Genomic DNA, 23,164 nt, shown 5'->3' on the forward strand with positions numbered 1-23,164 from the left:
CCTAAGAATATAGCACGAACTATATTCGACTTCGTAAGCTATCTATAGCTTCAAACCGCCCTACATCCCCAGCTCTGCTTTAAGCTCAAGCAGCGCATCGCGAAGCTCTGCCGCACGCTCGAACTGCAAGCTCTTGGCCGCTTCCTTCATCTCGGCTTCCAAACGCTGCAGCAGCGACTGGCGCTCCTTCTTCGACATCTTCTCGACGCCGACACCGGATAAGAAATCGTTCTTCTGATCCGCGGACTTCGTCGCCTCGATAATGTCATGTACTTTCTTGCGGATCGTCGTAGGCGTGACGCCATGCTGCTCGTTATAAGCAATCTGGATCGTACGGCGGCGATTCGTCTCGTCAATTGCCTTCGTCATCGAGTCGGTCATCTTATCTGCATACATGATGACGCGGCCATCCGAGTTACGGGCTGCGCGGCCGATCGTTTGAATAAGCGACCGTTCCGAACGCAAGAAGCCTTCCTTATCCGCATCCAATATGGATACGAGGGAAACCTCCGGTAAATCCAAGCCTTCCCGAAGCAAGTTAATCCCGATCAACACATGGAATACGCCAATACGCAAATCACGCAATATCGCGAGTCGCTCCAGTGTCTTAATGTCGGAATGCAGATATCGAACCTTTATACCAACATCCTTCATGTAATCGGTCAAATCCTCTGACATCTTCTTCGTCAGCGTGGTAACCAGAACACGTTCGTCCTTGGCAATGCGATCGCGGATTTCACTAAGCAAGTCATCGATCTGCCCTCTCGTCTTGCGCACTTCGATAATCGGATCCAGCAATCCGGTAGGACGAATGATTTGCTCCACCATCGTAGGGCATTTCTCCAGCTCGTAAGGTCCCGGCGTTGCGGATACATAGATGACTTGCTTGACTTTCTCTTCAAACTCTTCGAAGCGAAGCGGACGGTTATCCATCGCAGACGGAAGTCTGAAACCGTGTTCGACCAGTACTTCTTTCCGCGCTCGGTCACCGTTGTACATGGCACGGATCTGCGGAATCGACACGTGAGACTCGTCGATGACGACTAGCATATCATCCGGGAAGTAGTCCATCAGTGTATAAGGTGTTGCACCGCGTTCACGGAACGTCAGCGGCCCGGAGTAGTTCTCGATCCCGCTGCAGAATCCCATCTCCTGCATCATCTCCAGATCGTAACGCGTCCGCTGTTCAAGCCGCTGCAGCTCCAGCAGCTTTCCTTGCTCACGGAGCTCGGCCAGCCGCTCTTCCAGCTCAGCCTCGATGTTCTTAATGGCGACCTTCATCGTATCCTCGTGAGTAACGAAGTGAGAAGCCGGGAAGATCGCGACATGATCGCGTTCGCCGACAATTTCGCCGGTCAACACGTCAATCTCGGTAATGCGTTCGATTTCATCGCCAAACAATTCGACCCGCATGGCCCGTTCATTGTTGGCTACCGGGAAAATCTCTATAATATCGCCGCGTACACGGAATGTTCCTCGAATAAAGTTAATATCATTGCGTTGGTATTGGATATCGACGAGTTTATGAAGAATGGCGTCGCGGGACTTCTCCATCCCTACCCGCAAACTAAGCACGAGCTTCCCATACTCCATCGGAGAACCGAGGCCGTAAATGCACGATACACTCGCTACGATTATGACATCACGCCGTTCGAACAAAGAGCTCGTAGCGGAGTGGCGCAGTTTATCAATTTCATCGTTTATGCTGGAATCCTTCTCGATAAAGGTATCCGAGGACGGGATGTAGGCTTCAGGCTGATAGTAATCATAATAGCTGACGAAATAGGAGACCGCATTATCCGGAAAAAACTCCTTAAACTCACTGCAAAGCTGAGCGGCAAGCGTCTTATTGTGCGCGATAACCAGCGTCGGCCGATTCAGCTTGGCAATTGTATTCGCAATCGTATACGTCTTCCCTGTGCCCGTTGCACCAAGCAGCGTTTGATGATGCGCTCCCGCTTCGATCCCATTCGTCAGTTGCTGAATCGCATTCGGCTGGTCGCCTTGCGGCGTATAATCCGATTTCAGATCAAAGAGCTTCTCTTGTCCTTGCTTCTCATACATCCTTCCTACACCCCAATCCTACGTCTTCTATGAATAAGCCTATTAATTTGTATGCCCAATATACAGGAAAAAAATAGATTGTCCGTTAAAATCATTCACTTTACAACCGCATAAGAATATGTGTTCCCATATGATGTTTATTATACCGATTAACAGGTTCAGTTGCAACGAAAGGTTACTACTTCCTGTCCGGTTTGGAAGGACTTACCGCATCATGAAAAATGCCCCGGCAACCGCCCATGAATGGACAGCGCCGAGGCACCGCTTCTTATTCTATAGTGTCGCCGATGTTGAAGATGAAGCCGCCGCACGCTGCTTCGACTTCGCCGTCCGTTTGCTCCAGAGCAGATCAAACAGGGATGCAGGCGCTGCCGCTGCGTAATAGTCGGCTTTGTCATCCGGTGCGAGCACGACGCCCAGCTGATGATGCTCGCCCGCGTAACGCGCACGCTGCGCAAACTTGATTTGGCCTTCATGATTGAGCACTTCAAGCTTACAAAAAGCCGAATTCACATGAAGCGCGCTATACAGCTCTTCCTTCGTCCAAACACGGACGCCATTCACCTTATGAATGACTTCACCAACCAAAATGCCCATTGATTCCGCAGGTGTACCCGGTATTACAGCCAGCACGCGCAAGCCCTGATCGTTATGCACATACATCGGCGCGCTTGCCGCTTCTTTGAAATAACTGACCGCCACGAGCGCCTCATGCAGCAATAAGGCACAAAGTGCAGCTACCAATGTTAGCGGACTCCAGAAGGAAGCTGCAACGGCCACGGCTCCGGTGCCAATCCCATAGAGCAGCAGCCCTTTCGAAGCACTGCGTGCCTTCGCGGCCGGAAGCAGCGAACGTGTCAGCTCCGAGAACCCGATCACCATCGGGAAGCCGATCATCGCAAACCCGCTGCTCCACTGGCTGCTGTCTCCGAGCAGCAGCGTCCAAGGCAGCGCTACATCTCCGCTTCCACCGGTAACAGCCGGTACAAGCAGGAGCATCGGCACCGGCCAATAGCCCTGAAGAGCAAGGCCTCCTACAAGCTTGCCTCTCTTGCCCTCAAGGAAGAGCGGGCTCGCAAATCGCGCTCCCTGCCAGCGAACGAGCAGCGCCTCTGCCACATGCATAAGCGCAACCAGCACAAGCAGTCCGGGGATATCTAAGCCGGCAAGCGAGGCTACTGCCGAGCCAATCCAGTCGCTTCGATCACCAAGCTCGGTCCAGCCGAACCCCCATTGCATGACACCCAGCAGACCTGCACTATAGGCAAAGCATAAGTACCTGACCCGGATAATGACTAGTACGGCGGCCGTTCCCCACATCCACAGCACCGCATCCGTAGTGACCGAGACCCCTAAAAACAAGCTAATGCATGAAATCAGTACACCAACGAGTAGACCCGCTATGATCGTTCTCCCAAGCTGAATCGGCCAAGCATGAAACCGGACATGGAACATCTTCCGCTCCATTCTTGTCTGCCGCATATATTGAAGCATGATCAGAAGCACCGCTACATAATAATACGGAGATAACAGCAATCCGATGGCCGCCGATCCCGCCTGACGAAGCAATTCCATTGCCGCTTCCAAAGCTTCCACTCCCTCTCGCAAACCATAGCCACATTGTGATCAAAATAAAAAGAAGGTCCCTCCGCATACCTACGCACGGAGACAACCTTCTTTCTATTCGACATCGTCCAAGCATTTTCCTGCCTGGCGTTATTGTCCGCTGGCAAGCTTCTGCTGCAGCACATTAACGGCTTTCAATAATTGGGTATCGTTCTTCTCATCGCGAATCTTCGCAACGAGCGCCTCTTCTACCTTCTCCGCAGTCACTTTATCGGCACTGCCGGTAATCGGCAATCCCGCCTTCTTCTGAAAGGCTTTGACACTTACGACGGTTTGATGGCTGTAATACCCATCTTTGCGATCGATCGTGTAGCCGAGTCCCGCGAGCATAATTTGAAGGCTGCGCGTATTCTCATTGATGGTGTCCGGCTGCAAGGTTGCTTCTTTGGACATACGGGCTACTGTGTAGTAATCCGGCGGCAGTACTTCGACGTCCGGCTTCAGCCCTTTCTCATGTACCCAGTTGCCAAGCGGCGTAAGCCACTTCGCAATGGTCATTTTGACTAAGCTTCCATCGGTCATCACTTTATCGTAACTGACTTGCACGGTCCCTTTGCCAAAAGAAGTCTCGCCCACCAGAGTAGCATGCGCCTCTTCCTTCAACGCCCCTGCCAGCACCTCGGACGCGCTCGCACTGCCTTTATTCATCAGTACGGCAATCGGGTACGTTTTGCCGGTTCCGGCAGACACGGTTTTCTCCCGATGCCCGTCCTTATCCTCTACCTGCACGATCGGCTCGCCTTTCGGCACGAAAGGCTGCGCTACCGATACAACGACAGGAAGTACGCCGCCGGGATTTCCGCGCACGTCAATGATTAACGCCTTCATCCCTTGCTTCTCCAGCTTCGTCAATTCCTCATCGAACCGTTCGCCGGTATTAAGGGAGAATTGACGGATCTCGATTACGCCGATGCCGCCATCACGCATGCGAGCATAGACCGTTTCATAATCGATATCATCCCGAATGATTGTGAGCTGCAGCGGCTGCGTCAGCCCGGCCCGCTGAATCACCAATTTCACCTTGGACCCTTTAGGTCCGCGGATTTTGGCGACGGCATCATTCAAGGAAAGCCCGTCCAGCTTCTCGCCGTTGACCGACAATAAGATATCGTTCGGGAGAACGCCTGCCCGCTCTGCCGGTGAATCCTTAATTGCAGATTCGACGGTGATTTTGCCATCCTTCATCTGGACGCCTGCGCCTATGCCTGTAAACGATCCTTCAATGGATTCAGAGAAATGCTTGGCTACTTCCTTCTTCATATAGACCGAATAAGGATCTCCCAGCGCCTCCATCATCCCGTTAACTGCCCCGTCAAGCACCTTCGTCCGATCTACTTCGCGAAAATATTTGTTCTCAATCAAACCGAGTACCGTGTTTAATTTCTGAAGCTCCTTCTCGCTTAGCTCATCATGTCCGGACGATTCCGATGACGCCGCTCTAGCTGTCGTTCCATCGCTCTCTATTGCTATCATGCGGTCTGCAACCGTCAAGGTTACAAGTGTAGATGCCGCCATTGTGAGCAAGATGAACGCTGCCACTGTTCGTCCTTTGAACTGCACGTCAACACCCCTTCGTGAGCATACCCTGCCTATGGTGAGATTGTTTTGCCCTTACTTTTACATCTCCCCTAGTATATGACAAGCCGCACCCAATTATTTGCATCTGGGTACGGCATCGTCAAGTCAGCATACGAGCCTCATCGGCTCCGCCCGTTATTTATTTCAGATAAGGCGCGGGATTAACCGCCTCTTGATTCTTACGCACTTCAAAATGCAAATGGTTCCCTGTAGACATGCCGGTGCTTCCGACCTCCGCAATTTTCTGGCCGCGCTTCACGGTTTGACCTTTCTCCACCTTGATGCCGCCATTGCGAATATGTCCATACACCGTCCACAGCCCGCCGCCATGATCAATGATGACACAGTTGCCATACTCGCTCCACCACTGTGCAACGATGACGAGTCCCGACTCAGCCGCATAGATCGGCGTTCCAGCCGGCGTAGCCATATCCATACCGGCATGCAGTTTCTTCCTGCCCGTTACCGGATGGATCCGATAGCCGAACGGAGAAGATAGACGCCACTCGGAACGAAGCGGCATTCCGAGTTTACCGCCGGTGTAATACACTTTAATTTTCTTCTTCTTCGCTTCCAGGTCGGACACTTTCTTCGCCAGACTAATCAGCAAATCCGCTTGCTCTTCGCTGATCTCTTCCAGCTCTTCCGCCTGGCTCTTATATTTAAGCACCATAACTTCTTTTTCTTTCTCTTTGTCCTTGAGCAGATCTTGGAAGCCTTCGAGCTTCGCATACATCTGCTTCACTTCGCCGAGCGACTTCTCCACTTCGACCTTCTTCTGCGCGATGAGTGCTTTGTCTTTCTTGTGGTCAGCGAGAATATCGCGGTCTTGGCTCAAGATCGACTTCAGCGAGTCCATCCGGTCAATGAAGTCTCCAAAGCTTGTTGCGCTGAGCATGACATCGATATAAGAGACGAATCCATTCGTATACATCAAACGAATGCGCGATTGCAGCAGCTTGTCCCGCGTCTTCAGACGTTTCTCCGCCGAATCGAGATCTTCGCCGGCTTGCTGCAGCTTCTCTTCCGTCGTTTCCACTTGGGCCTGCACGTTGCTAAGCTGCGTACTGACTTCGCTGATTTGCTGCATGATTTCGTCGACAGACTTGGCTGTTTTCTCTTTCATGGCCAGCACATATTCCTTGTCCTTGTCCGCTTGGTTGCGGTTATGGGAAGCTGCGCTCATTTCTTTGCGCACTTTAGCGAGCTCACTGTTGATTTTGTCTAGCTGCGAGGAAGCTTCGCCCTGATAAGGTTGAAACACAAATCCGGCAAATACGATAATGGCTAGAACGGCGAGTCCTTTCTTCACGTTCACGTTTCCATTCACCTACACTTTCAAGTACTTTCGCACCGACAAGGTGCTTCCCCAAATGCCAATCAAAATGCCGAGTCCCATAATGAGGACGGACACATTAAAGCCTGCTTCTTTCAATGTCACAAGTTTAATCATCATGAGTCCGAGCTCAACCTGAGACACCTCAACCAATCGGGAGTACCCGAACAGCAGCAAGGAAACGGTGACGGCCGAGCCCAGTATGCCGATCAAGGCTCCTTCGATAAAGAAAGGCCAGCGGATAAAATTATTCGTTGCTCCCACCAGCTTCATAATGCCGATTTCGCGGCGACGTGCCACAATGGTCATCTTAATCGTGTTGGAAATGAGGAACATGGCGGTTAGTCCAAGTCCTGCTACAATAACAAGTCCGATGTTGCGGACAGCGTTCATTATTTTGAACAGCGATTCGACGGTTCCTTTTCCGTACTTCACGCTCGTAATCGGCAATGTCTCGTCTGCTTTACCGATCGCTTCAATCTGTTTCGCGGCAAAAGCGATCTTCTGCGGCTCAAACACCTCGACAGTAAAGGAGTCCGGCAGCGGGTTGTTCGTCTTGTCATACCCTTCGAGCAGCTCAGCGCCGTCTGCACCGATGCTCTCGCGAAGGGATTCAAGCCCCTTCTCTTTGGATACGAATTCGATCTTGCTAACCTCCGGAATATTGCCGATGGCATTCTTAAGCTCGTTAATCTTGGCATCATCGGTATTCAGCTGCAAGTAAACCCGAATCTGCACCTGGCTCTCAATCTGGTCCGCCAAGTTGTTGACGTTCATTGCAAGCAATAGAAACGCACCCAGGATAAACAGGGAAATGACGATGGAGCTGACGGAAGCAAAAGTCATCCAGCCGTTGCGCACCACGTTCTTCACCCCTTCGCGAAGGTGGCGGATAATGGTGCTAGCTTTCATAGCCATACTCTCCTCTCACTTCATCACGCACAATCGTTCCGTTCTCGATGGCGATGACGCGTTTGCGGAGCGTATTCACAATCTCTTTGTTGTGCGTTGCCATGATGATCGTAGTGCCGCGGAAGTTGATTTCCTCAAGCAGATTCATAATGCCCCATGAGGTTTCAGGGTCAAGGTTGCCGGTAGGCTCGTCCGCCACGATGACGGCCGGATTGTTGACGATGGCGCGCGCGATGGCGACCCGCTGCTGCTCGCCGCCTGACAGCTGCTGCGGCAAGCTTGCATGCTTCCCGCGAAGTCCAACGAGCTCCAGCACTTCCATCGTCCGTTTCTTGATGACTCGGCGCGGCGCTTCGATGACTTCCATCGCAAAGGCGATGTTCTCATACACGGTCAGCTTCGGCAGCAAGCGATAATCTTGGAAAATAACGCCGATGTTCCGCCGAACATAAGGGATCTTTCGGGGCTTTAGCTTGCCGATGTTAAAGCCGTTCACGGAGATTTGCCCTTTGGTTGGAATTTCCTCTCGGTAGATCAGTTTCATGAAGGTGGATTTTCCAGCTCCGGAAGGTCCAACCAAGTAAACGAATTCATTACGGTCTATACGAACAGAAACGCCGCGGAGAGCGTGAGTGCCGTCTGCGTACGTCTTCCAAATATCTTGCAATTCAATCACAATATCACATCCTGTAGGTAGTCAGCTTTTAACTATTCGACATGTTCGCGGTAAATCCTCTACCAAAGTCCTGTTTTCTGCATTTTTCATATTTCTAATGATGCGAAAAACGGGAATCTAGTGCTTCGTACCGTATATTTTTCGACAAACGTCCTGCTCGCGGTTATTAACGGCTGCATTCATCGAAGAGAATTGTACAAACAGTTGGCAGAATTGAAGCCCTCGGCGCATATACATGTACGAATACTGGCCCCGAGGTGATAGGAAGCTATGAACACGAAACGGCTGCAGCTAATCTGGATTCTGGCGGGGGCGTGCCTGCTGCTCGCGTCTGCCGGATGGGGCGGGTTATGGATGTATGCGTCCCAGCAAACGATTCCGAAACAAGTACATGTTGTCTTGACGAAACCTACAGAGACGGACGGACAGATGCTTCAGAGCGACGCCGTCATTCCCATTGGTTCACTTCCTATTGAGGAAGCCAAGCAACTGCTGGCTAAGCGGAAGCAAACGCTCAAACAGCTTGCGATTACGATCAAAGGCGGAACCGGCGAAGGGAAGAAGAAAACGTGGACACTCGAACAGCTCGGCATTGAGGTGGAAACGAAGGAAGCCGAGGCGGCCATTGACCGTTTGACCAGCGGCAATTTGTGGACGAGGGCTAAGTATCGGTGGGGGTTTCAGCAGCAGCTGACCATTGGGGTGCGCTTGGACAAAGAGGTGTTCGTGGGAAAAATTCGCAGCACCTGGGGCTGGATGGACGCAGGGGAGCCGGTGAACGCAACGCGCAAGATTACGAGCGGCGACAAGGTCGTCTATACCCCGCACAAGAATGCCTATCGACTCGATACCGATAAAATGTATGCCAATGCTGTAGCCGCGCTTCAGAAGGCGATCGGGAGCAGTTGGGGAAAGAAGCTGTCTCCCATGACCTGGCCGATCGAACTCCGCGTCATCCATCCTTCTATAACCTTGCAGCGGCTGAAGGCTGAAGGGGTCGAGCGGCTGATCTCTTCTTTCACCACGGAGTTTCGGACGAGCGGCGCGGGCCGTGCTTATAATGTGACGATGACGGCCAAGACGCTTAACGACATGACGCTCGCTCCCGGAGAAGTGTTCGATTACAGCAAAATCATTGCCCTAACCAGCAAAAAATACGGCTATCGCCAAGCGCCCGTTATTCTAAACGGCGAGTTCGTTCCGGGCGTAGGCGGCGGGATTTGCCAAGTGTCCAGCACCCTGTACAATGCTGTGCTTTTTGCTGGCCTTGATATGGTAGAGCGGCGCAATCACTCCCTCCCCGTTGCTTATTTGCCTTTGGGCCGAGACGCGACCTACGCCGATGATGCGATCAATTTCAAGTTCAAGAATACGACCGGCAAGCATATCGTCATTCGGACGGCAGTGGAGAATCGGCAGGTAACCGTGAAGATCTTCGGGACATTGCCGAGAAATGTGCAGTACAAGATTGACTCCAAGACAGTGGCTACTGTCGTTCCACCGGTGAAAGAGGTTCCTTCGGCTTCCATGATGCCGGGTGAACGTCGGAAGCTTTCGTCCGGGAAGCCCGGCTATATAGTCGAGACTTACCGCACGAAGCTGGAGAATGGTGTGCAAGTATCACGCAACCGCATCTCGCGGGATACCTACCGGGCACAGCCGGTTGTCTATGCCGTCGCTCCGGAGCAATCGCACCCTGACAACGGCAAGCAAGAAGCGCCGCTGCTTGAGGACGGCGTGGCGCAATAGGCGCTGTTTAGGCAGAAAAAAGCCCGTTCTTCCTCGCTGAAGGTTCAGCGAGAGTAGAACGGGCTTCGATTCGTTTAGCGGCTGCGCTCCGCGTATTCGGTAATCCAATCCGCTGTTGCGGCTAGTTCTTGCTCCGCACGGGCGATGGCTTCCACGACCTGCGTCTTAGCAGTGCCGCCGTAAACGTTGCGTGCATTGACAACATTCTCCGGCTGCAGCACCTCGTAGATGCGATCATCGAACAACGAAGAGAACTGCTTGAACTCATCAAGCGTGAGATCGAGCAAGTATTTGCCTTGCTGGATGCAGTACAGGACGGTTTTGCCGATGACTTCATGCGCTTGACGGAACGGCAACCCTTTGCCAACCAGGAAGTCGGCGATGTCGGTCGCGTTCGAGAAATCTTGATTGACGGCTTGACGCATCCGGTCCTTGTTCACCTTCATCGTTGCCACCATTGGGGCAAACAACTGCAGTGCGCCTTGCAGCGTGCGGACCGTATCGAACATGCCTTCTTTGTCTTCCTGCATGTCCTTGTTATAAGCAAGCGGAAGTGACTTGAGCACAGTCAGCAGACCCACGAGGTTGCCGTAAACGCGACCTGTCTTCCCGCGGACAAGCTCCGGCACATCCGGATTTTTCTTCTGCGGCATAATGCTGCTGCCTGTGCAGAACGCATCGTCAAGCTCAACAAAATGGAACTCGGTGCTCGACCACAGGATGAACTCTTCGCTTAGGCGCGACAGATGCATCATGATGATGGACGCATGCGACAGGAATTCCAGAATGAAGTCGCGGTCGCTTACCGCATCGAGGCTGTTCTCGTAGACGCGGTCAAACTTCAGCTGACTTGCCACGAAATGGCGATCGATCGGGAACGTCGTCCCTGCCAATGCACCTGCTCCAAGCGGCAGCGTGTTCACCCGTTTGTAGCTGTCCTGCAAACGTTCGATATCACGGCCGAACATGGAAACGTAAGCCATCATATGATGCGCGAACAAGATTGGCTGCGCACGCTGCAGATGCGTATAACCCGGCAAAATCGTATCGATGTTCGCCGTTGCCTGCTGCACTAGCGCAGCTTGCAGCTTCTGCAGCAGATCAACGAACTCCACAACCCGCTTGCGCAGGTACAAATGCATATCCGTCGCAACCTGATCGTTACGGCTGCGGCCGGTGTGCAGCTTGCCGCCAACCGGACCCACATCGTCGATCAGCGTCTTCTCGATATTCATGTGGATATCTTCATCGGCAATGGAGAATTCGATGTCGCCGCGCTTGATGCGCTGCAGGACGCGGTGCAGGCCGTCCTTGATTTTCTCCACGTCGTCAGCAGGCAGAATGCCTTGCTTGCCCAGCATAGTGACATGGGCCAGGCTGCCTTGAATATCTTCTTCCGCAAGCTCTTTATCAAATAAAATGGATGCCGTATATTCCTCTACCAGTTGGTCGGTTTTCTTCGTAAACCGGCCGCCCCATAATTTACTCACACAGGTGCACTCCTTTATCGTTTCGCTTGCCTACTGCTTCTTGTTCTGCTCCACGCCGGAGGAAACTTTCAGACGCAGCGCGTTCAGGCGGATAAAGCCGGTCGCATCGCCTTGGTCATACGCTTTGGACGGATCTGCTTCCATCGTTGCGATATCCGGATTGTACAGGCTGACCGGGCTCTTCACGCCGGCGCCGATTACATTGCCTTTGTACAGCTTCAGACGAACTACGCCTGTTACGTTCTTCTGGCTTTCGAGCACTAGCGCTTGCAGCGCGAGTCGCTCAGGTGCGAACCAGAAGCCGTTATATACGAGTGATGCATATTTGGAAATGAGGGAATCACGCAGGTGCATGACGTCGCGGTCCATCGTGAGCGACTCCATCTTGCGATGTGCAGTGAATAGGATCGTACCGCCCGGTGTCTCATATACGCCGCGGCTCTTCATGCCGACGAAACGGTTCTCAACCATGTCAACGCGGCCGATGCCGTGCTTGCCGCCAAGCTCATTCAACTTCTCCATTGCTTGCAGAGGGCTCAGGTTCTCGCCATTAACGGCTACACAATTGCCGGCTTCGAATGTAAGCTCCACATATTCAGCTTGATCCGGCGCGTCCTCAGGGGACACCGACAAGACAAACATGCCTTTGTTCTCGTCGCTGCTGGGATCAAACCATGGATCCTCCAGCATGCCGCTCTCAAAGCTGATGTGCAGCAGGTTACGGTCCATCGAATACGGCTTAGCCGCAGACGCTTGAACCGGGATGTTGTGCTTCTCGGCGTATGCGATCATTTCGGCGCGACCCGGGAATTGCTCGCGGAACGCTTCGATGCGCCATGGCGCGATTACTGCGATGTCCGGAGCAAGCGCGGCAGCCGTCAGCTCGAAGCGCACTTGGTCATTGCCTTTGCCCGTTGCGCCGTGCGCAATAGCAGTCGCGCCTTCAGCGCGAGCGATGTCGACCATACGTTTAGCGATCAGCGGACGTGCGATGGATGTGCCCAGCAGGTACTGGCCTTCGTAGAGTGCGCCCGATTGGAACATCGGATAGATGAAATCTTCCGCGAACTCGTCGCGCAGATCGTCGATGTACACTTTGGAAGCGCCTGTAGCCAGAGCTTTGGCTTCCAAGCCATCCAATTCATCCTTTTGCCCGATATCTGCTGTGAATGCGATAATTTCCGCGTCATAGGTTTCTTTGAGCCATTTTAGAATAACAGACGTATCCAGACCGCCCGAGTAAGCCAGCACGATTTTTTCCTTCGCCATGATTCAGTCAACACTCCCTATTTAAAATTAAGTCCGAATAAGTTCGGTACTACATGATTGCAGCCATGATCGCCTTCTGCGCGTGCAGACGGTTCTCCGCTTGATCGAAAATAATCGATTGCTTGCCATCGATCACGCCTTCGCTTACTTCCTCACCGCGATGCGCAGGCAGGCAGTGCATGAACAGGTAGTCGCTCTTCGCATAGCGCACCAGATCCTCGTTCACTTGATACGCTGCAAAAGCCAGCTCGCGCTCTTTTTGTTCCGCTTCAAAGCCCATGCTCGCCCATACGTCCGTGTAAACAACGTCAGCGTCCGCAATCGCTTCCTTCGGATCACGGCAAACATGGATGCGCGAGCCCGTTTCGGCTGCGCTCGCTTTCGTCATTGCGACAACGTCAGCGTCCGGCTCGTAGCCTTCCGGCGTTGCCACCGAAATATGCATGCCGAGCTTCGCTGCGCCCATCATCAAGGAGTGCACCATATTGTTGCCGTCGCCGATGTACGCCACTTTAAGTCCTTCGAGGCGCCCCTTATGCTCGAGCACCGTCTGATAATCGCACAGCGCTTGGCACGGATGCGACAAATCTGTAAGGCCGTTAATGACCGGCACGGTAGCTGCACGAGCAAGCTCAATGACAGTACGGTGCGCAAAGGTACGAATCATCATGCCGTCCAGGTAACGCGACAGCGTTTGCGCCGTATCGGAAATTGTTTCGCCACGGCCAATTTGCAGATCGTTACGGCTAAGGAACAAAGCATGACCGCCGAGCTGGTACATCCCAACTTCAAAGGAAACACGCGTACGCGTGGATGATTTTTCGAAAATCATGCCGAGGGTTTTGCCCTTGAGCGGATGATAAATTTCGCCGGCTTTCTGCTTGCCCTTCAGCTCGATCGCAAGATCGATCAGGTAGCGAACTTCCGCAGGCGTATAGTCAGCCAAGCCGATAAAATCACGGCCTTTAAGGCCAATTGCTATTTCTTCAGTCAACAATTGAGACATGTGGGTGGTTCTCCCTTCTTTCTACAGCTGCGCTGGAGCCGTTTGATCCGCGAAAATCGAGGTCAGAATGCTCACCGCTTGATCTATTTCTTCACGCGAAACGAGTAGGCTAGGCAGCAAACGGACAACGTCCGGACCTGCTGTAACGACGAGCAGCCCACGCTTCTGGCCTTCTGCGATGATATTCGCAACCGGACCGCTGCATACGATACCGATCATCAGTCCCTTGCCGCGAATGTCCTTTACAAACGGATTGCCCGCAAGCTTCTCACGAAGCTGCCCAACGAGGTACTCGCCGCTCTCAGCCGCGCGCTCCGGTGCTTTCTCGCCGATAATGGCCTCCACCGTCGCCTTCACGACAGCTGTAGCAATTGGTGTTCCACCGAACGTCGAGCCATGGCTGCCGGCTGTGAACGCTTCGATCAGCTCGCCTTTGGCCAGCATAGCGCCGACAGGGAAACCGCTCCCCAGTCCTTTTGCCAATGTAAAGATATCTGGCTCGATACCGTAGTGCTCAAAAGCAAACAGCTTACCGGTACGACCCATGCCTGTTTGAATCTCATCTATAATTAGGAGCAAACCGCGCTCCTTGCAAAGCTTAGCCAAATGCTGCACAAACGCAGGCTCGACAGGGATTACGCCGCCTTCCGCCTGGATCATTTCGATCATGATGGCAGCCGTCTTATCTGTAATTGCCGCTTCCAGCGCTTCAATGTCATGCAGCGGGATGTAGCGGAACCCTTCCGGAAGAGGGCCGAAGCCTTCTTTCACTTTCTCTTGGCCCGTTGCCGTTAACGTCGCCAATGTTCTGCCGTGGAAGGATTGGGCGAACGTAATGATTTCATAGCGACCGTTGCCCTTTACTTTCTGATGGTAACGGCGGGCAAGCTTAATTGCCGCTTCATTGGCTTCCGCGCCGGAGTTGCAGAAGAACACCGCTTCGGCATGGCTGTTGTCCGTCAGCAGCTTCGCTGCCGCTTCTTGATTCGGAATGTGAAACAGATTGGATACATGCCACAGCTCGTCGAGCTGCTTCACAAGCGCATCTTTCACTTGCTTCGGCGCATGACCCAGATTCGTTACGGCCAACCCGCACATAAAGTCTAAGTATTTGTTCCCTTTGTCATCCCAGAGCCAGCTGCCTTCACCCTTCACAAGTGAAATCGGATATCTTGCATACGTCGGAAAAAGCGAGCTTCCAGCTGCTTCAGTACCTTTGTTCATATCGCTCATCATTCGTTCACCCCACTAATAATTAAGATTGTATAATTCTTGTGCCGATGCCGCCTTCGAGAACGGCTTTGCTGAGTACGCCCGGTACGTCGCCGTTTACGATGACGACTTCCTTCACGCGTCCTTGAATGCATGCGATCGCTGCGCGAACCTTCGGAATCATGCCTCCGTAAATTTCACCGCTGGCAATCATCTCTTCGATCTCTTCCACTGTTGCAGTAGGGAGCACTTGTTTCTCTCCGTCTACCTTCTTCAAAATACCAGGCACATCCGTTACCACGATCATCTGCTCCACACCCAGATGCGATGCAACCGCGCCTGCTGCAGTATCTGCATTGATGTTGTAGCGTTGTCCTGCCGCGTCGATGCCGATTGGCGCGATTACGGGGATGTAGCCCATGCCCATAACGCCTTCGATGATCGCTGCATTCACATCCGTTACATCGCCCACAAAGCCGATCTCTTCCGCGTTCGCCACAGGCTGAGCCGTGATAAGCTCGCCGTCAACGCCGGAAAGGCCAATTGCTTTCGCGCCGCTTTGACCGATACGGCGGACGATTTCCTTGTTGATCCGTCCTGCCAGCACCATTTCCACGACGTCGAGCACTTCGTCGCTTGTTTTGCGCAAGCCGTTCACGAACTCGCTCGCGATGCCCAGCTTGCCGAGCGTTTCCGAGATAGCCGGGCCGCCGCCATGAACGATGACGGCTTTAACGCCGCGTTCTTGCAAACTCCTCAAATCTTCGAAAAAAGAAGCCGGAAGCGCCGCAAGCGTGCTGCCCCCGCATTTCATCACAAACCGCTGTTCCATAGGTTCCGTCCGTTCCCTTCGTTCCCGAAATCCTGTTGCTATGTGCGATATGCAGCGTTAATACGGACATAGTCATAAGTCAGGTCACAGCCCCAAGCTGTTGCCACGCCTTCCCCCATATGGAGATCCACATGAATGACGACTGTGTCACCCTTCAAGTAAGCAAGCGCCGCTTCTTCGTCAAATGCGATTGGCCGCGACTGCGTAAGCGTCACGATATCGCCCAGCGCGATGTCGACTGTCTCCGGATTCACAGGCACGCCTGCGCGTCCAACAGCCGCGATAATACGGCCCCAGTTCGCATCTGCACCGAATACCGCAGACTTCACAAGCGATGATCCGATAACGGTCTTCGCGATCGCTTGCGCCGCATCGTCCGATTCCGCTCCGCGCACTTGCACTTCAACGAGCTTCGTAGCGCCTTCTCCGTCACGCGCGATCGCTTTTGCAAGTACCTCGCACACATAGCGCAGACCGTCTGCGAATGCCGCATAGTCAGGGTGACCGGCGTGAAGCTCTTCGTTGCCCGCAAAACCGCTTGCCATCGCAACAAGCATATCGTTCGTGCTCGTATCGCCGTCAACGGTAATCATGTTAAACGTTACGTCTGTTACTTGGCGCAGCAGCGTCTGCAACGCTTCGCTTCCGATCTCCGCATCCGTAGTAACGAAGCCGAGCATCGTTGCCATGTTGGGATGAATCATCCCGCTTCCCTTGGACGCGCCGGCAATATGTACGATCTTGCCGTCAATGGTCACGGAAACACAGACTTCCTTCTTCACAAGATCCGTCGTCAGGATCGCTTGGCAGAAATCATCTGCCGCTTCATAGGAGTCTGCCAATCGTGCAGGCAACTCCGCGATGCCGCCGCGTACGCGGTCCATCTTCAGCAGCTCGCCGATGACGCCGGTAGAAGCTACCGCCACTTGCTCGGCCGGTACGCCGATGGCTTCAGCGAATGCGCTGCGCATTTCATAAGCATCGGCATCGCCCTGCTTGCCTGTGCACGCATTCGCGTTGCCGCTGTTCACGATGACCGCGCGCAGCTTCCCGCCAGCGCCGATGCTCTCGCGCGTCACCTGAAGCGGCGCCGCTTGAAACACGTTCGTCGTGTACACGCCGGCTGCCGTTGCAGGCACTTCGCATACGATCGCGCCAAGGTCATGGCGCGTGGTCTTCTTCAAGCCGCAATGCAAGCCGCCGGCTTTAAAGCCTTTAGGTGTCGTAACGGAACCTTCCGGCACGACGATATAGGTTGGTGATGTGTTCCCCTGTCCCATTGTTCAATCGCGTCTCCTTTATTGAATGATTGCGGAGTCGACCTGAGGTCTCCTCTTTCTTTTACGGGTACATCGGAACGAAATTAAGGCCCAGCGCCTCGTCCCAGCCCATCATCAAATTCAAGTTTTGAATGGCCTGCCCAGCAGCACCCTTCACGAGATTATCTATAACCGACACAATCGTTACGCGTCCTGTGCGCTCATCCACGGAGAAGCCGATGTCGCAGTAATTGGAGCCGGATACTTCTTTGGTTGCCGGCCATGTGCCGTTCTTGCGAATACGGACAAACTTACGACCTTCATAATAATTACTATATAACGCAATGAAGTCCTCTACGCTGTGGCCATCCTTAACGGTTGCATAGATCGTGCTCATAATACCGCGCGTCATCGGAACCAAGTGGGTCGTGAACGTCGTCAGTACCTTTTCGCCTGCAACATCCGACAGCACTTGCTCTATCTCCGGAATATGCTGATGCTTATTGATTTTATAAGCTCTGAAGTTCTCATTGATTTCCGGATAGTGGTTGCCTACGCTCGTACCACGGCCTGCGCCGGAAACACCGGATTTCGCATCTATAATAATCGTGGAATGATCGATATAACCTTCTTGTACCGCAGGAATCAATCCAAGCAGCGCAGAGGTCGGGAAACAGCCCGGATTGGAAATAAGATCGACACCGCGAACAGCATCGCCATACACTTCACAGAGACCGTAAACCGCCTGATCCAAGTACCGCTGCTCCGCAGGCTCTTTCTTATACCAAGTCTCGTACTCGCTGCGAGATTTCAGCCGGTGGTCGCCGGAAATATCAATGACTTTCAACCCTTCAGCCAGAAGCGAAGGGATAAGACGGGCTGCAATGCCCGGTGGAGTCGCTATAAATACAACCTCAGCTTTGCTTCGTATCAAAGCCGGATCAACGTCATCAAGAATATCTGTGCAAATTTCGGTCAAATGCGGGAAACCTTCCGCGATCGGCGCGCCTGCGCTCGACGATGAAATGACAGAAGTCACTTCTACCTGCGGATGGTGGGCAAGAAGCCTGATAAGCTCAACGCCGCCGTACCCTGTTGATCCGATAATCGCTGCTTTCACTGCTTTACTCATGTCCGTTCTCTCCCATCCATATCCTTCCTAGCTATCCATTGTACACGAACAGGGGGATAGAGGAAATAGCTAACACTTTGTATTATTATACATACGTATTCATAATAATTCAACGTAAAAATGCGTATTTTTGCGGCAAATTTAAGGCAATTGGAAGCCTTCCCCCAGCACCTCCGCCGTATCGCTAATAATGACAAACGCATAGGGGTCTGCCGTCCTTACGAGCCCCTTCAGCTTCGACACTTCTCCTTGACCTACGACGACCATCAGTACCGTACGCGCTTCGCCTGTGTAACCGCCATGCCCATCCAGCTTAGTCAAGCCGCGATCCAGATCATGAAGCACCACCTGCGAAATCTCCTCCGGCTTGTCCGAAATAATGAAGGCAACCTTTGAAGTGGCAAGGCCCGTCTGTACAAAATCGATTGTTTTGCTTGTTACAAACAAGCCCACCAGTGCATAAAGCGCATTCTCCGGCGCAATGATAATCCCCGCTGCCGCAATGACGAGACCGTCGAAGCACGCTACCGCCAGTCCAAGGCGCACACCTGTAAAACGGTGCAGCAGCTGCGCCGCCAGATCCAGGCCCCCTGTCGAAGCCCGTCCCCGGAAAACGAGGCCAAGCCCTGCTCCAACGCCGATCCCCCCATAAATTGAAGCGAGCATCGCGTTATCGGTCGGCGGCTGCCAGTCCGACGTGAACAAGACAAGCAGCGGCAGCAAGAAGGAGCCGAGCGCCGTCTTCAGTGCGAAGCGTTTGCCAAGCAGCCAAAGGCCGAGCAGGAACAGCGGCACGTTAAGCGCCCACTGTGTATAGGCAGGCGGAATATCCCATACGCGATTGACCAAGATGGAAATACCCGATACTCCGCCTGACGCAATCCCCAGCGGTACCAGAAACATGTTGAAGCTGATGGCGATCAGAAATGACCCGATCAGCAGCAATGCCACGCTAAGCGCCGCTTCGCTCTTGGGTCCCATCGGTTTCCTTAGTCTTCGATTCTCTCTATGTAGCTTCTTCATCCCTTGCTCTTGCTGCGAACTCATTGCTGACCCCATCCTTCTATAGTTAACATCCTTTTTCCACAAAAAAGAGTCCCGACACATAGTAGTGTAGGAACTCTTACTCCAGGCTATGCACGCGAACATGCTAACCCTTCATCATTGCTCTTCATGACGGATCTTGCTCCGCAAGTAGCCATCGATAAAGATATTCAGATCGCCGTCCATCACGGCGCCGACATTGCCCGTTTCCACCGACGTGCGATGGTCCTTGACCATGCTGTACGGATGGAACACATAGGAGCGGATTTGGCTGCCCCATGCAATATCGGATTGCTCGCCGCGAATTTCCGCGAGATGCTTCTGCTGCTCTTCGATTTTACGTTCGTAAAGCTTGGAGCGAAGCATCTGCATCGCACGCTCGCGGTTCTGAATCTGCGAGCGCTGCGTCTGGCAGGAAACGACAATGCCCGAAGGCATATGCGTGATCCGAATGGCCGATTCCGTCTTATTGATATGCTGACCGCCCGCGCCGCTGGCCCGGTACGTATCTACCTTGAGATCCTCCGAACGGATCTCAATTTCGATGTCATCGTCAATCTCCGGCATAATGTCGCAGGAAACGAAGGACGTATGTCTCCGACCTGAAGCGTCGAAAGGCGAGATTCGCACGAGACGATGAACGCCTTTCTCTGCTTTCAAATACCCGTATGCATTATGGCCTTTGACGGAAATCGTAACGCTCTTGATGCCCGCCTCGTCCCCCGCCAGGTAATCCAGAAGCTCTACCTTGAAGCCGGACTTCTCCGCCCAGCGCGTGTACATCCGGTACAGCATTTGGCACCAGTCCTGCGACTCCGTGCCGCCTGCGCCAGGATGCAGCTCAAGAATGGCGTTTAACTTATCGTAAGGCTCGCTTAGCAGTAATTGAAGCTCAAACTCGCTTACTTTACTTACGAGTTCTGCCACGCTGCGCTTAAGCTCCGCCTCGAGACCTTCGTCTTCGCCTTCATCTTCCGCCAGCTCCAGCATCGTTTGCAGATCTTCATGCTCACTTTGCATCCGTTCGAATTGATCGACGACGGATTTGACGGCATTCATCTCGGAGATGGTGCTCTGTGCACGCTCGTTGTCATCCCAGAAGCCCGGAGCGCTCATTTTCTCCTCGAAATTGAGAATCATCTCTTGCTTAATATCTAAGTCAAAGAGACCCCCTGAGTTCTTGGAGACGCTTCGCCATTTCACGCAGATCTTGTTTCATCGTTATATCTATCATGACGGTCGCTTCACCTCAAAATTAACTTCGTTGCCCTACCTTATGCAATGGATGCGCTTATTGTCCATGGCATTGCTTGTATTTCTTGCCGCTGCCGCATGGGCACGGATCATTACGACGCACGCGTTCTTCTTTGCGAACCGGACGCTTCTGCTGCATTTCGCTGCTTCCGCCGGATTCCGTTTGACCTTTTGCCACCTCTTGGCGCTCCAGGTTGTTCTCCACGTGTGCTTTCATGATATATTTGGTGACTTCTTCTTGAATATGCTCAATCATTTCCTTGAACATCTCGAAGCCTTCGAATTGATATTCACGAAGCGGATCCGTACCGCCGTATGCACGAAGGTGGATACCTTGACGGAGCTGATCCATCGCATCGATGTGATCCATCCATTTGCTGTCTACTGCACGCAGCACGACAACCTTCTCGAATTCACGCATCGTTTCCTGGCCGATTCCTTCTTCACGCTGATCATAGAGCTCAATTACTTTGCCATACAAGAACTCGTTGATTTCTTGCGGCTCTTTGCCCCATAGATCGTCTTTCGTGATGGCACCCTCGTTCAGGAAGTTGCCTTCGGCGTAATCCACGATTTCTTGAAGCTCCCAGTTCTCGGGAACATCATCAGACGGACAGTGAGCATCTACGATCTTCGCAATAACCGGCTTGATCATCTCCAGCACGATTTCGCGGATGTTCTCGGAGAAGAGCACTTCACGGCGCTGCTTGTAGATAATTTCACGCTGTTGGTTCATAACGTCATCGTATTGCAAGACGATTTTACGTTGATCGAAGTTGTTGCCCTCTACGCGTTTCTGCGCGGATTCGATTGCACGGGAGATCAGACGGCTTTCGATCGGTTGATCCTCTTCGAAGCCAAGACGTTCCATCATGCCCATGATGTTCTCCGAGCCGAAACGGCGCATAAGCTCATCTTCCAGCGACAGGTAGAACTGCGAGGAACCCGGGTCACCTTGACGACCGGCACGACCGCGCAGCTGATTATCGATACGACGGCTCTCATGGCGCTCCGTACCAATAATATGCAAACCGCCAACACCTTCAACCGTTTCGCCAAGCAAAATATCGGTACCGCGGCCAGCCATGTTCGTTGCAATCGTAACCGATTCGGATTGACCGGCACGCGAAATGATTTCCGCTTCCTCTGCATGATACTTCGCGTTCAGTACTTTGTGGGTAATGCCGCGTTTCTTCAGCAATTCAGAAAGCTTCTCCGAGTTCTCGATGGAAACAGTACCTACGAGCACCGGCTGTTTGTTCTTGTGGCGTTTCACGATCTCTTCAACGACCGCTTTGAACTTGCCGTTCTCTGTTTTATAGACAACATCCGCGATGTCATCACGGATATTCTTCCGGTTTGTCGGCACTTGAATAACTTCAAGACCGTAAATTTTCTTGAACTCTTCTTCCTCTGTCTTCGCTGTACCTGTCATACCGGACAGTTTGCGATACATACGGAAGTAGTTCTGGAATGTAATCGTTGCGAGCGTCATGCTCTCGTTCTGTACTTTAATTTGCTCTTTCGCTTCAATCGCTTGATGCAAGCCATCGCTGTAACGGCGGCCAGCCATCAGACGGCCTGTAAACTCATCGACAATGATGACTTCTTCATCTTGTACCACGTAGTCTACGTCACGTTTCATAATGACATGCGCTTTGAGCGCTTGTTGAATGTGATGGTTGAGCGTTACATTGGCATGATCGAACAAGTTCTCGATGCCGAATGCTTTCTCAGCCTTCTCCACGCCTGCATCCGTCAACGTAACCGAACGCACTTTCACGTCAACCGTATAATCTTCTTCCACTTTCAAACGAATCGCAAAGCGATCTGCTGCAAAATAAAGTTCTGTCGATTTGGCAGCCTGACCGGAAATAATTAGCGGTGTACGGGCTTCATCGACAAGAATGGAGTCGACTTCGTCAATGATGGCATAATAAAGCGGACGCTGTACCATTTGTTCTTTGTACAGGACCATGTTGTCACGCAGGTAGTCGAATCCGAACTCATTGTTAGTTCCGTATGTGATGTCGCATGCGTATGCTGCTTGCTTCTCATCATGATTGAGGCCATGCAGGTTAACACCGACAGTTAAGCCTAAGAATTTATAAAGCTGCCCCATCTGCTCACTGTCACGCGTAGCCAGATAGTCATTGACCGTAACGACATGAACACCTTTGCCCAGAAGCGCGTTCAAATAAACAGCAAGGGTAGCGACGAGCGTTTTACCTTCACCGGTTTTCATCTCAGCAATTTGGCCTTCATGAAGAACCATACCGCCGATCAGCTGCACGTCGTAATGGCGCTTGTCCAGAACGCGTTTGGAAGCTTCTCTTACTACAGCAAACGCCTCTGGGAGAAGGGTATCGATGTCCTCGCCCTTTTCAAGACGCGCTTTAAATTCCTCTGTCTTCTCACGAAGTCCATCATCTGACAACTTGGAAACTTCCGACTCAAGGCCGTTAATTTCCTCCACGGTACGCATTAGACGCTTAATCTCACGTTCGTTGGCGTCTCCGAATAATTTCTTTACAAGTCCGAGCATGGTCTTCCCCTTTCGTCTGTTACGCCTGTTTGCATAAATTGTATCAGTTTGCGGCAGTTCCCGCAATGTTGACCCCCTGAGGGAGAAGCTGGATTGCACACGCAAACCCGCTATGATCCTGTATTTCTAGCAGGTTGCACGGAGCAGCGTCTCCATTATATGCCGCTTCCGTGACCCGCA

General features: G+C 52.6%; 17 protein-coding genes. 1 reads left to right on the top strand and 16 read right to left on the bottom strand.

The genetic code is table 11. From position 1 onward, the window contains the following. Positions 1-60: 60 nt before the first annotated feature. The 6 genes from uvrB to ftsE form a co-directional block, all read right to left on the bottom strand. A complete protein-coding gene (uvrB, locus tag AC50Y3_RS13525) occupies positions 61-2,064 on the bottom strand; it encodes an excinuclease ABC subunit UvrB (RefSeq protein ID WP_494819264.1) in 2,004 nt (667 codons plus the stop codon). A 273-nt stretch (positions 2,065-2,337) separates the two neighbouring features. After that, complete coding sequence (locus AC50Y3_RS13530; RefSeq protein ID WP_494819265.1) at positions 2,338-3,651, bottom strand: PDZ domain-containing protein; 1,314 nt, start codon at positions 3,649-3,651, stop codon at positions 2,338-2,340. A gap of 129 nt (positions 3,652-3,780) precedes the next feature. After that, positions 3,781-5,250 (bottom strand): S41 family peptidase, encoded by a 1,470-nt coding sequence (locus tag AC50Y3_RS13535; protein WP_494819266.1) that lies wholly within the window; start codon positions 5,248-5,250, stop codon positions 3,781-3,783. 157 nt (positions 5,251-5,407) lie between these two features. Next, positions 5,408-6,586 carry a murein hydrolase activator EnvC family protein gene (locus AC50Y3_RS13540; RefSeq protein WP_494819267.1) on the bottom strand — a complete coding sequence of 393 codons (1,179 nt, stop codon included), beginning with the start codon at positions 6,584-6,586 and terminating at the stop codon, positions 5,408-5,410. A gap of 12 nt (positions 6,587-6,598) precedes the next feature. Next, complete coding sequence (gene ftsX, locus AC50Y3_RS13545) at positions 6,599-7,516, bottom strand: permease-like cell division protein FtsX (protein ID WP_494819268.1); 918 nt, start codon at positions 7,514-7,516, stop codon at positions 6,599-6,601. Then, positions 7,506-8,192: a cell division ATP-binding protein FtsE gene (ftsE, locus tag AC50Y3_RS13550; protein ID WP_494819269.1), complete on the bottom strand. Its 687-nt coding sequence runs from the start codon at positions 8,190-8,192 to the stop codon at positions 7,506-7,508. Before ftsE ends, ftsX begins: the two co-directional genes overlap by 11 nt. Before the next feature lie 270 nt (positions 8,193-8,462). Between ftsE and AC50Y3_RS13555 the strand changes: the two genes are divergently transcribed. Beyond that, complete coding sequence (locus AC50Y3_RS13555) at positions 8,463-9,941, top strand: VanW family protein (protein ID WP_494819270.1); 1,479 nt, start codon at positions 8,463-8,465, stop codon at positions 9,939-9,941. A gap of 74 nt (positions 9,942-10,015) precedes the next feature. Here AC50Y3_RS13555 and argH read toward each other — a convergent pair whose 3' ends face one another. The 10 genes from argH to secA form a co-directional block, all read right to left on the bottom strand. Then, positions 10,016-11,431 carry an argininosuccinate lyase gene (gene argH, locus AC50Y3_RS13560; protein ID WP_494819271.1) on the bottom strand — a complete coding sequence of 472 codons (1,416 nt, stop codon included), beginning with the start codon at positions 11,429-11,431 and terminating at the stop codon, positions 10,016-10,018. A gap of 30 nt (positions 11,432-11,461) precedes the next feature. Then, complete coding sequence (locus AC50Y3_RS13565) at positions 11,462-12,700, bottom strand: argininosuccinate synthase (protein WP_210663989.1); 1,239 nt, start codon at positions 12,698-12,700, stop codon at positions 11,462-11,464. Positions 12,701-12,749: 49 nt separating this feature from the next. Next, positions 12,750-13,706, bottom strand: coding sequence for an ornithine carbamoyltransferase (gene argF / locus AC50Y3_RS13570; RefSeq protein ID WP_494819272.1), 957 nt, complete (start codon positions 13,704-13,706; stop codon positions 12,750-12,752). 21 nt (positions 13,707-13,727) lie between these two features. Beyond that, positions 13,728-14,942 (bottom strand): acetylornithine transaminase, encoded by a 1,215-nt coding sequence (gene argD, locus AC50Y3_RS13575; protein WP_494819273.1) that lies wholly within the window; start codon positions 14,940-14,942, stop codon positions 13,728-13,730. A 19-nt stretch (positions 14,943-14,961) separates the two neighbouring features. Continuing rightward, complete coding sequence (gene argB, locus AC50Y3_RS13580; RefSeq protein ID WP_494819274.1) at positions 14,962-15,750, bottom strand: acetylglutamate kinase; 789 nt, start codon at positions 15,748-15,750, stop codon at positions 14,962-14,964. 38 nt (positions 15,751-15,788) lie between these two features. Continuing rightward, on the bottom strand, positions 15,789-17,030 hold the full coding sequence (gene argJ, locus AC50Y3_RS13585) for a bifunctional ornithine acetyltransferase/N-acetylglutamate synthase (RefSeq protein ID WP_494819275.1): 1,242 nt from the start codon (positions 17,028-17,030) through the stop codon (positions 15,789-15,791). Positions 17,031-17,091: 61 nt separating this feature from the next. Beyond that, a complete protein-coding gene (argC, locus tag AC50Y3_RS13590; RefSeq protein ID WP_494819276.1) occupies positions 17,092-18,141 on the bottom strand; it encodes an N-acetyl-gamma-glutamyl-phosphate reductase in 1,050 nt (349 codons plus the stop codon). A 141-nt stretch (positions 18,142-18,282) separates the two neighbouring features. Then, complete coding sequence (locus AC50Y3_RS13595) at positions 18,283-19,188, bottom strand: YitT family protein (RefSeq protein WP_494819277.1); 906 nt, start codon at positions 19,186-19,188, stop codon at positions 18,283-18,285. Positions 19,189-19,302: 114 nt separating this feature from the next. Continuing rightward, positions 19,303-20,419 (bottom strand): peptide chain release factor 2 gene (prfB, locus tag AC50Y3_RS13600; RefSeq protein ID WP_494819278.1). Its coding sequence is split into 2 segments (ribosomal slippage): positions 19,303-20,346 and positions 20,348-20,419, totalling 1,116 coding nucleotides; the frame shifts between segments, so codons are not numbered across the junction. 57 nt (positions 20,420-20,476) lie between these two features. Continuing rightward, positions 20,477-22,984 carry a preprotein translocase subunit SecA gene (gene secA / locus AC50Y3_RS13605; RefSeq protein ID WP_494819279.1) on the bottom strand — a complete coding sequence of 836 codons (2,508 nt, stop codon included), beginning with the start codon at positions 22,982-22,984 and terminating at the stop codon, positions 20,477-20,479. Positions 22,985-23,164: the final 180 nt, after the last annotated feature.

Source organism: Paenibacillus sp. J22R98, from assembly GCF_059383835.1.

Excerpts from the sequence above, each read along its gene's own strand:
- argD (WP_494819273.1), bottom strand. The coding sequence starts at position 14,942 with ATGATGAGCGATATGAACAAAGGTACTGAAGCAGCTGGAAGCTCGCTT.
- argB (WP_494819274.1), bottom strand. The coding sequence starts at position 15,750 with ATGGAACAGCGGTTTGTGATGAAATGCGGGGGCAGCACGCTTGCGGCG.
- argF (WP_494819272.1), bottom strand. The coding sequence starts at position 13,706 with ATGTCTCAATTGTTGACTGAAGAAATAGCAATTGGCCTTAAAGGCCGT.
- secA (WP_494819279.1), bottom strand. The coding sequence starts at position 22,984 with ATGCTCGGACTTGTAAAGAAATTATTCGGAGACGCCAACGAACGTGAG.
- argC (WP_494819276.1), bottom strand. The coding sequence starts at position 18,141 with ATGAGTAAAGCAGTGAAAGCAGCGATTATCGGATCAACAGGGTACGGC.
- uvrB (WP_494819264.1), bottom strand. The coding sequence starts at position 2,064 with ATGTATGAGAAGCAAGGACAAGAGAAGCTCTTTGATCTGAAATCGGAT.
- AC50Y3_RS13565 (WP_210663989.1), bottom strand. The coding sequence starts at position 12,700 with ATGGCGAAGGAAAAAATCGTGCTGGCTTACTCGGGCGGTCTGGATACG.
- argJ (WP_494819275.1), bottom strand. The coding sequence starts at position 17,030 with ATGGGACAGGGGAACACATCACCAACCTATATCGTCGTGCCGGAAGGT.
- AC50Y3_RS13595 (WP_494819277.1), bottom strand. The coding sequence starts at position 19,188 with ATGAGTTCGCAGCAAGAGCAAGGGATGAAGAAGCTACATAGAGAGAAT.
- AC50Y3_RS13555 (WP_494819270.1), top strand. The coding sequence starts at position 8,463 with ATGAACACGAAACGGCTGCAGCTAATCTGGATTCTGGCGGGGGCGTGC.
- ftsX (WP_494819268.1), bottom strand. The coding sequence starts at position 7,516 with ATGAAAGCTAGCACCATTATCCGCCACCTTCGCGAAGGGGTGAAGAAC.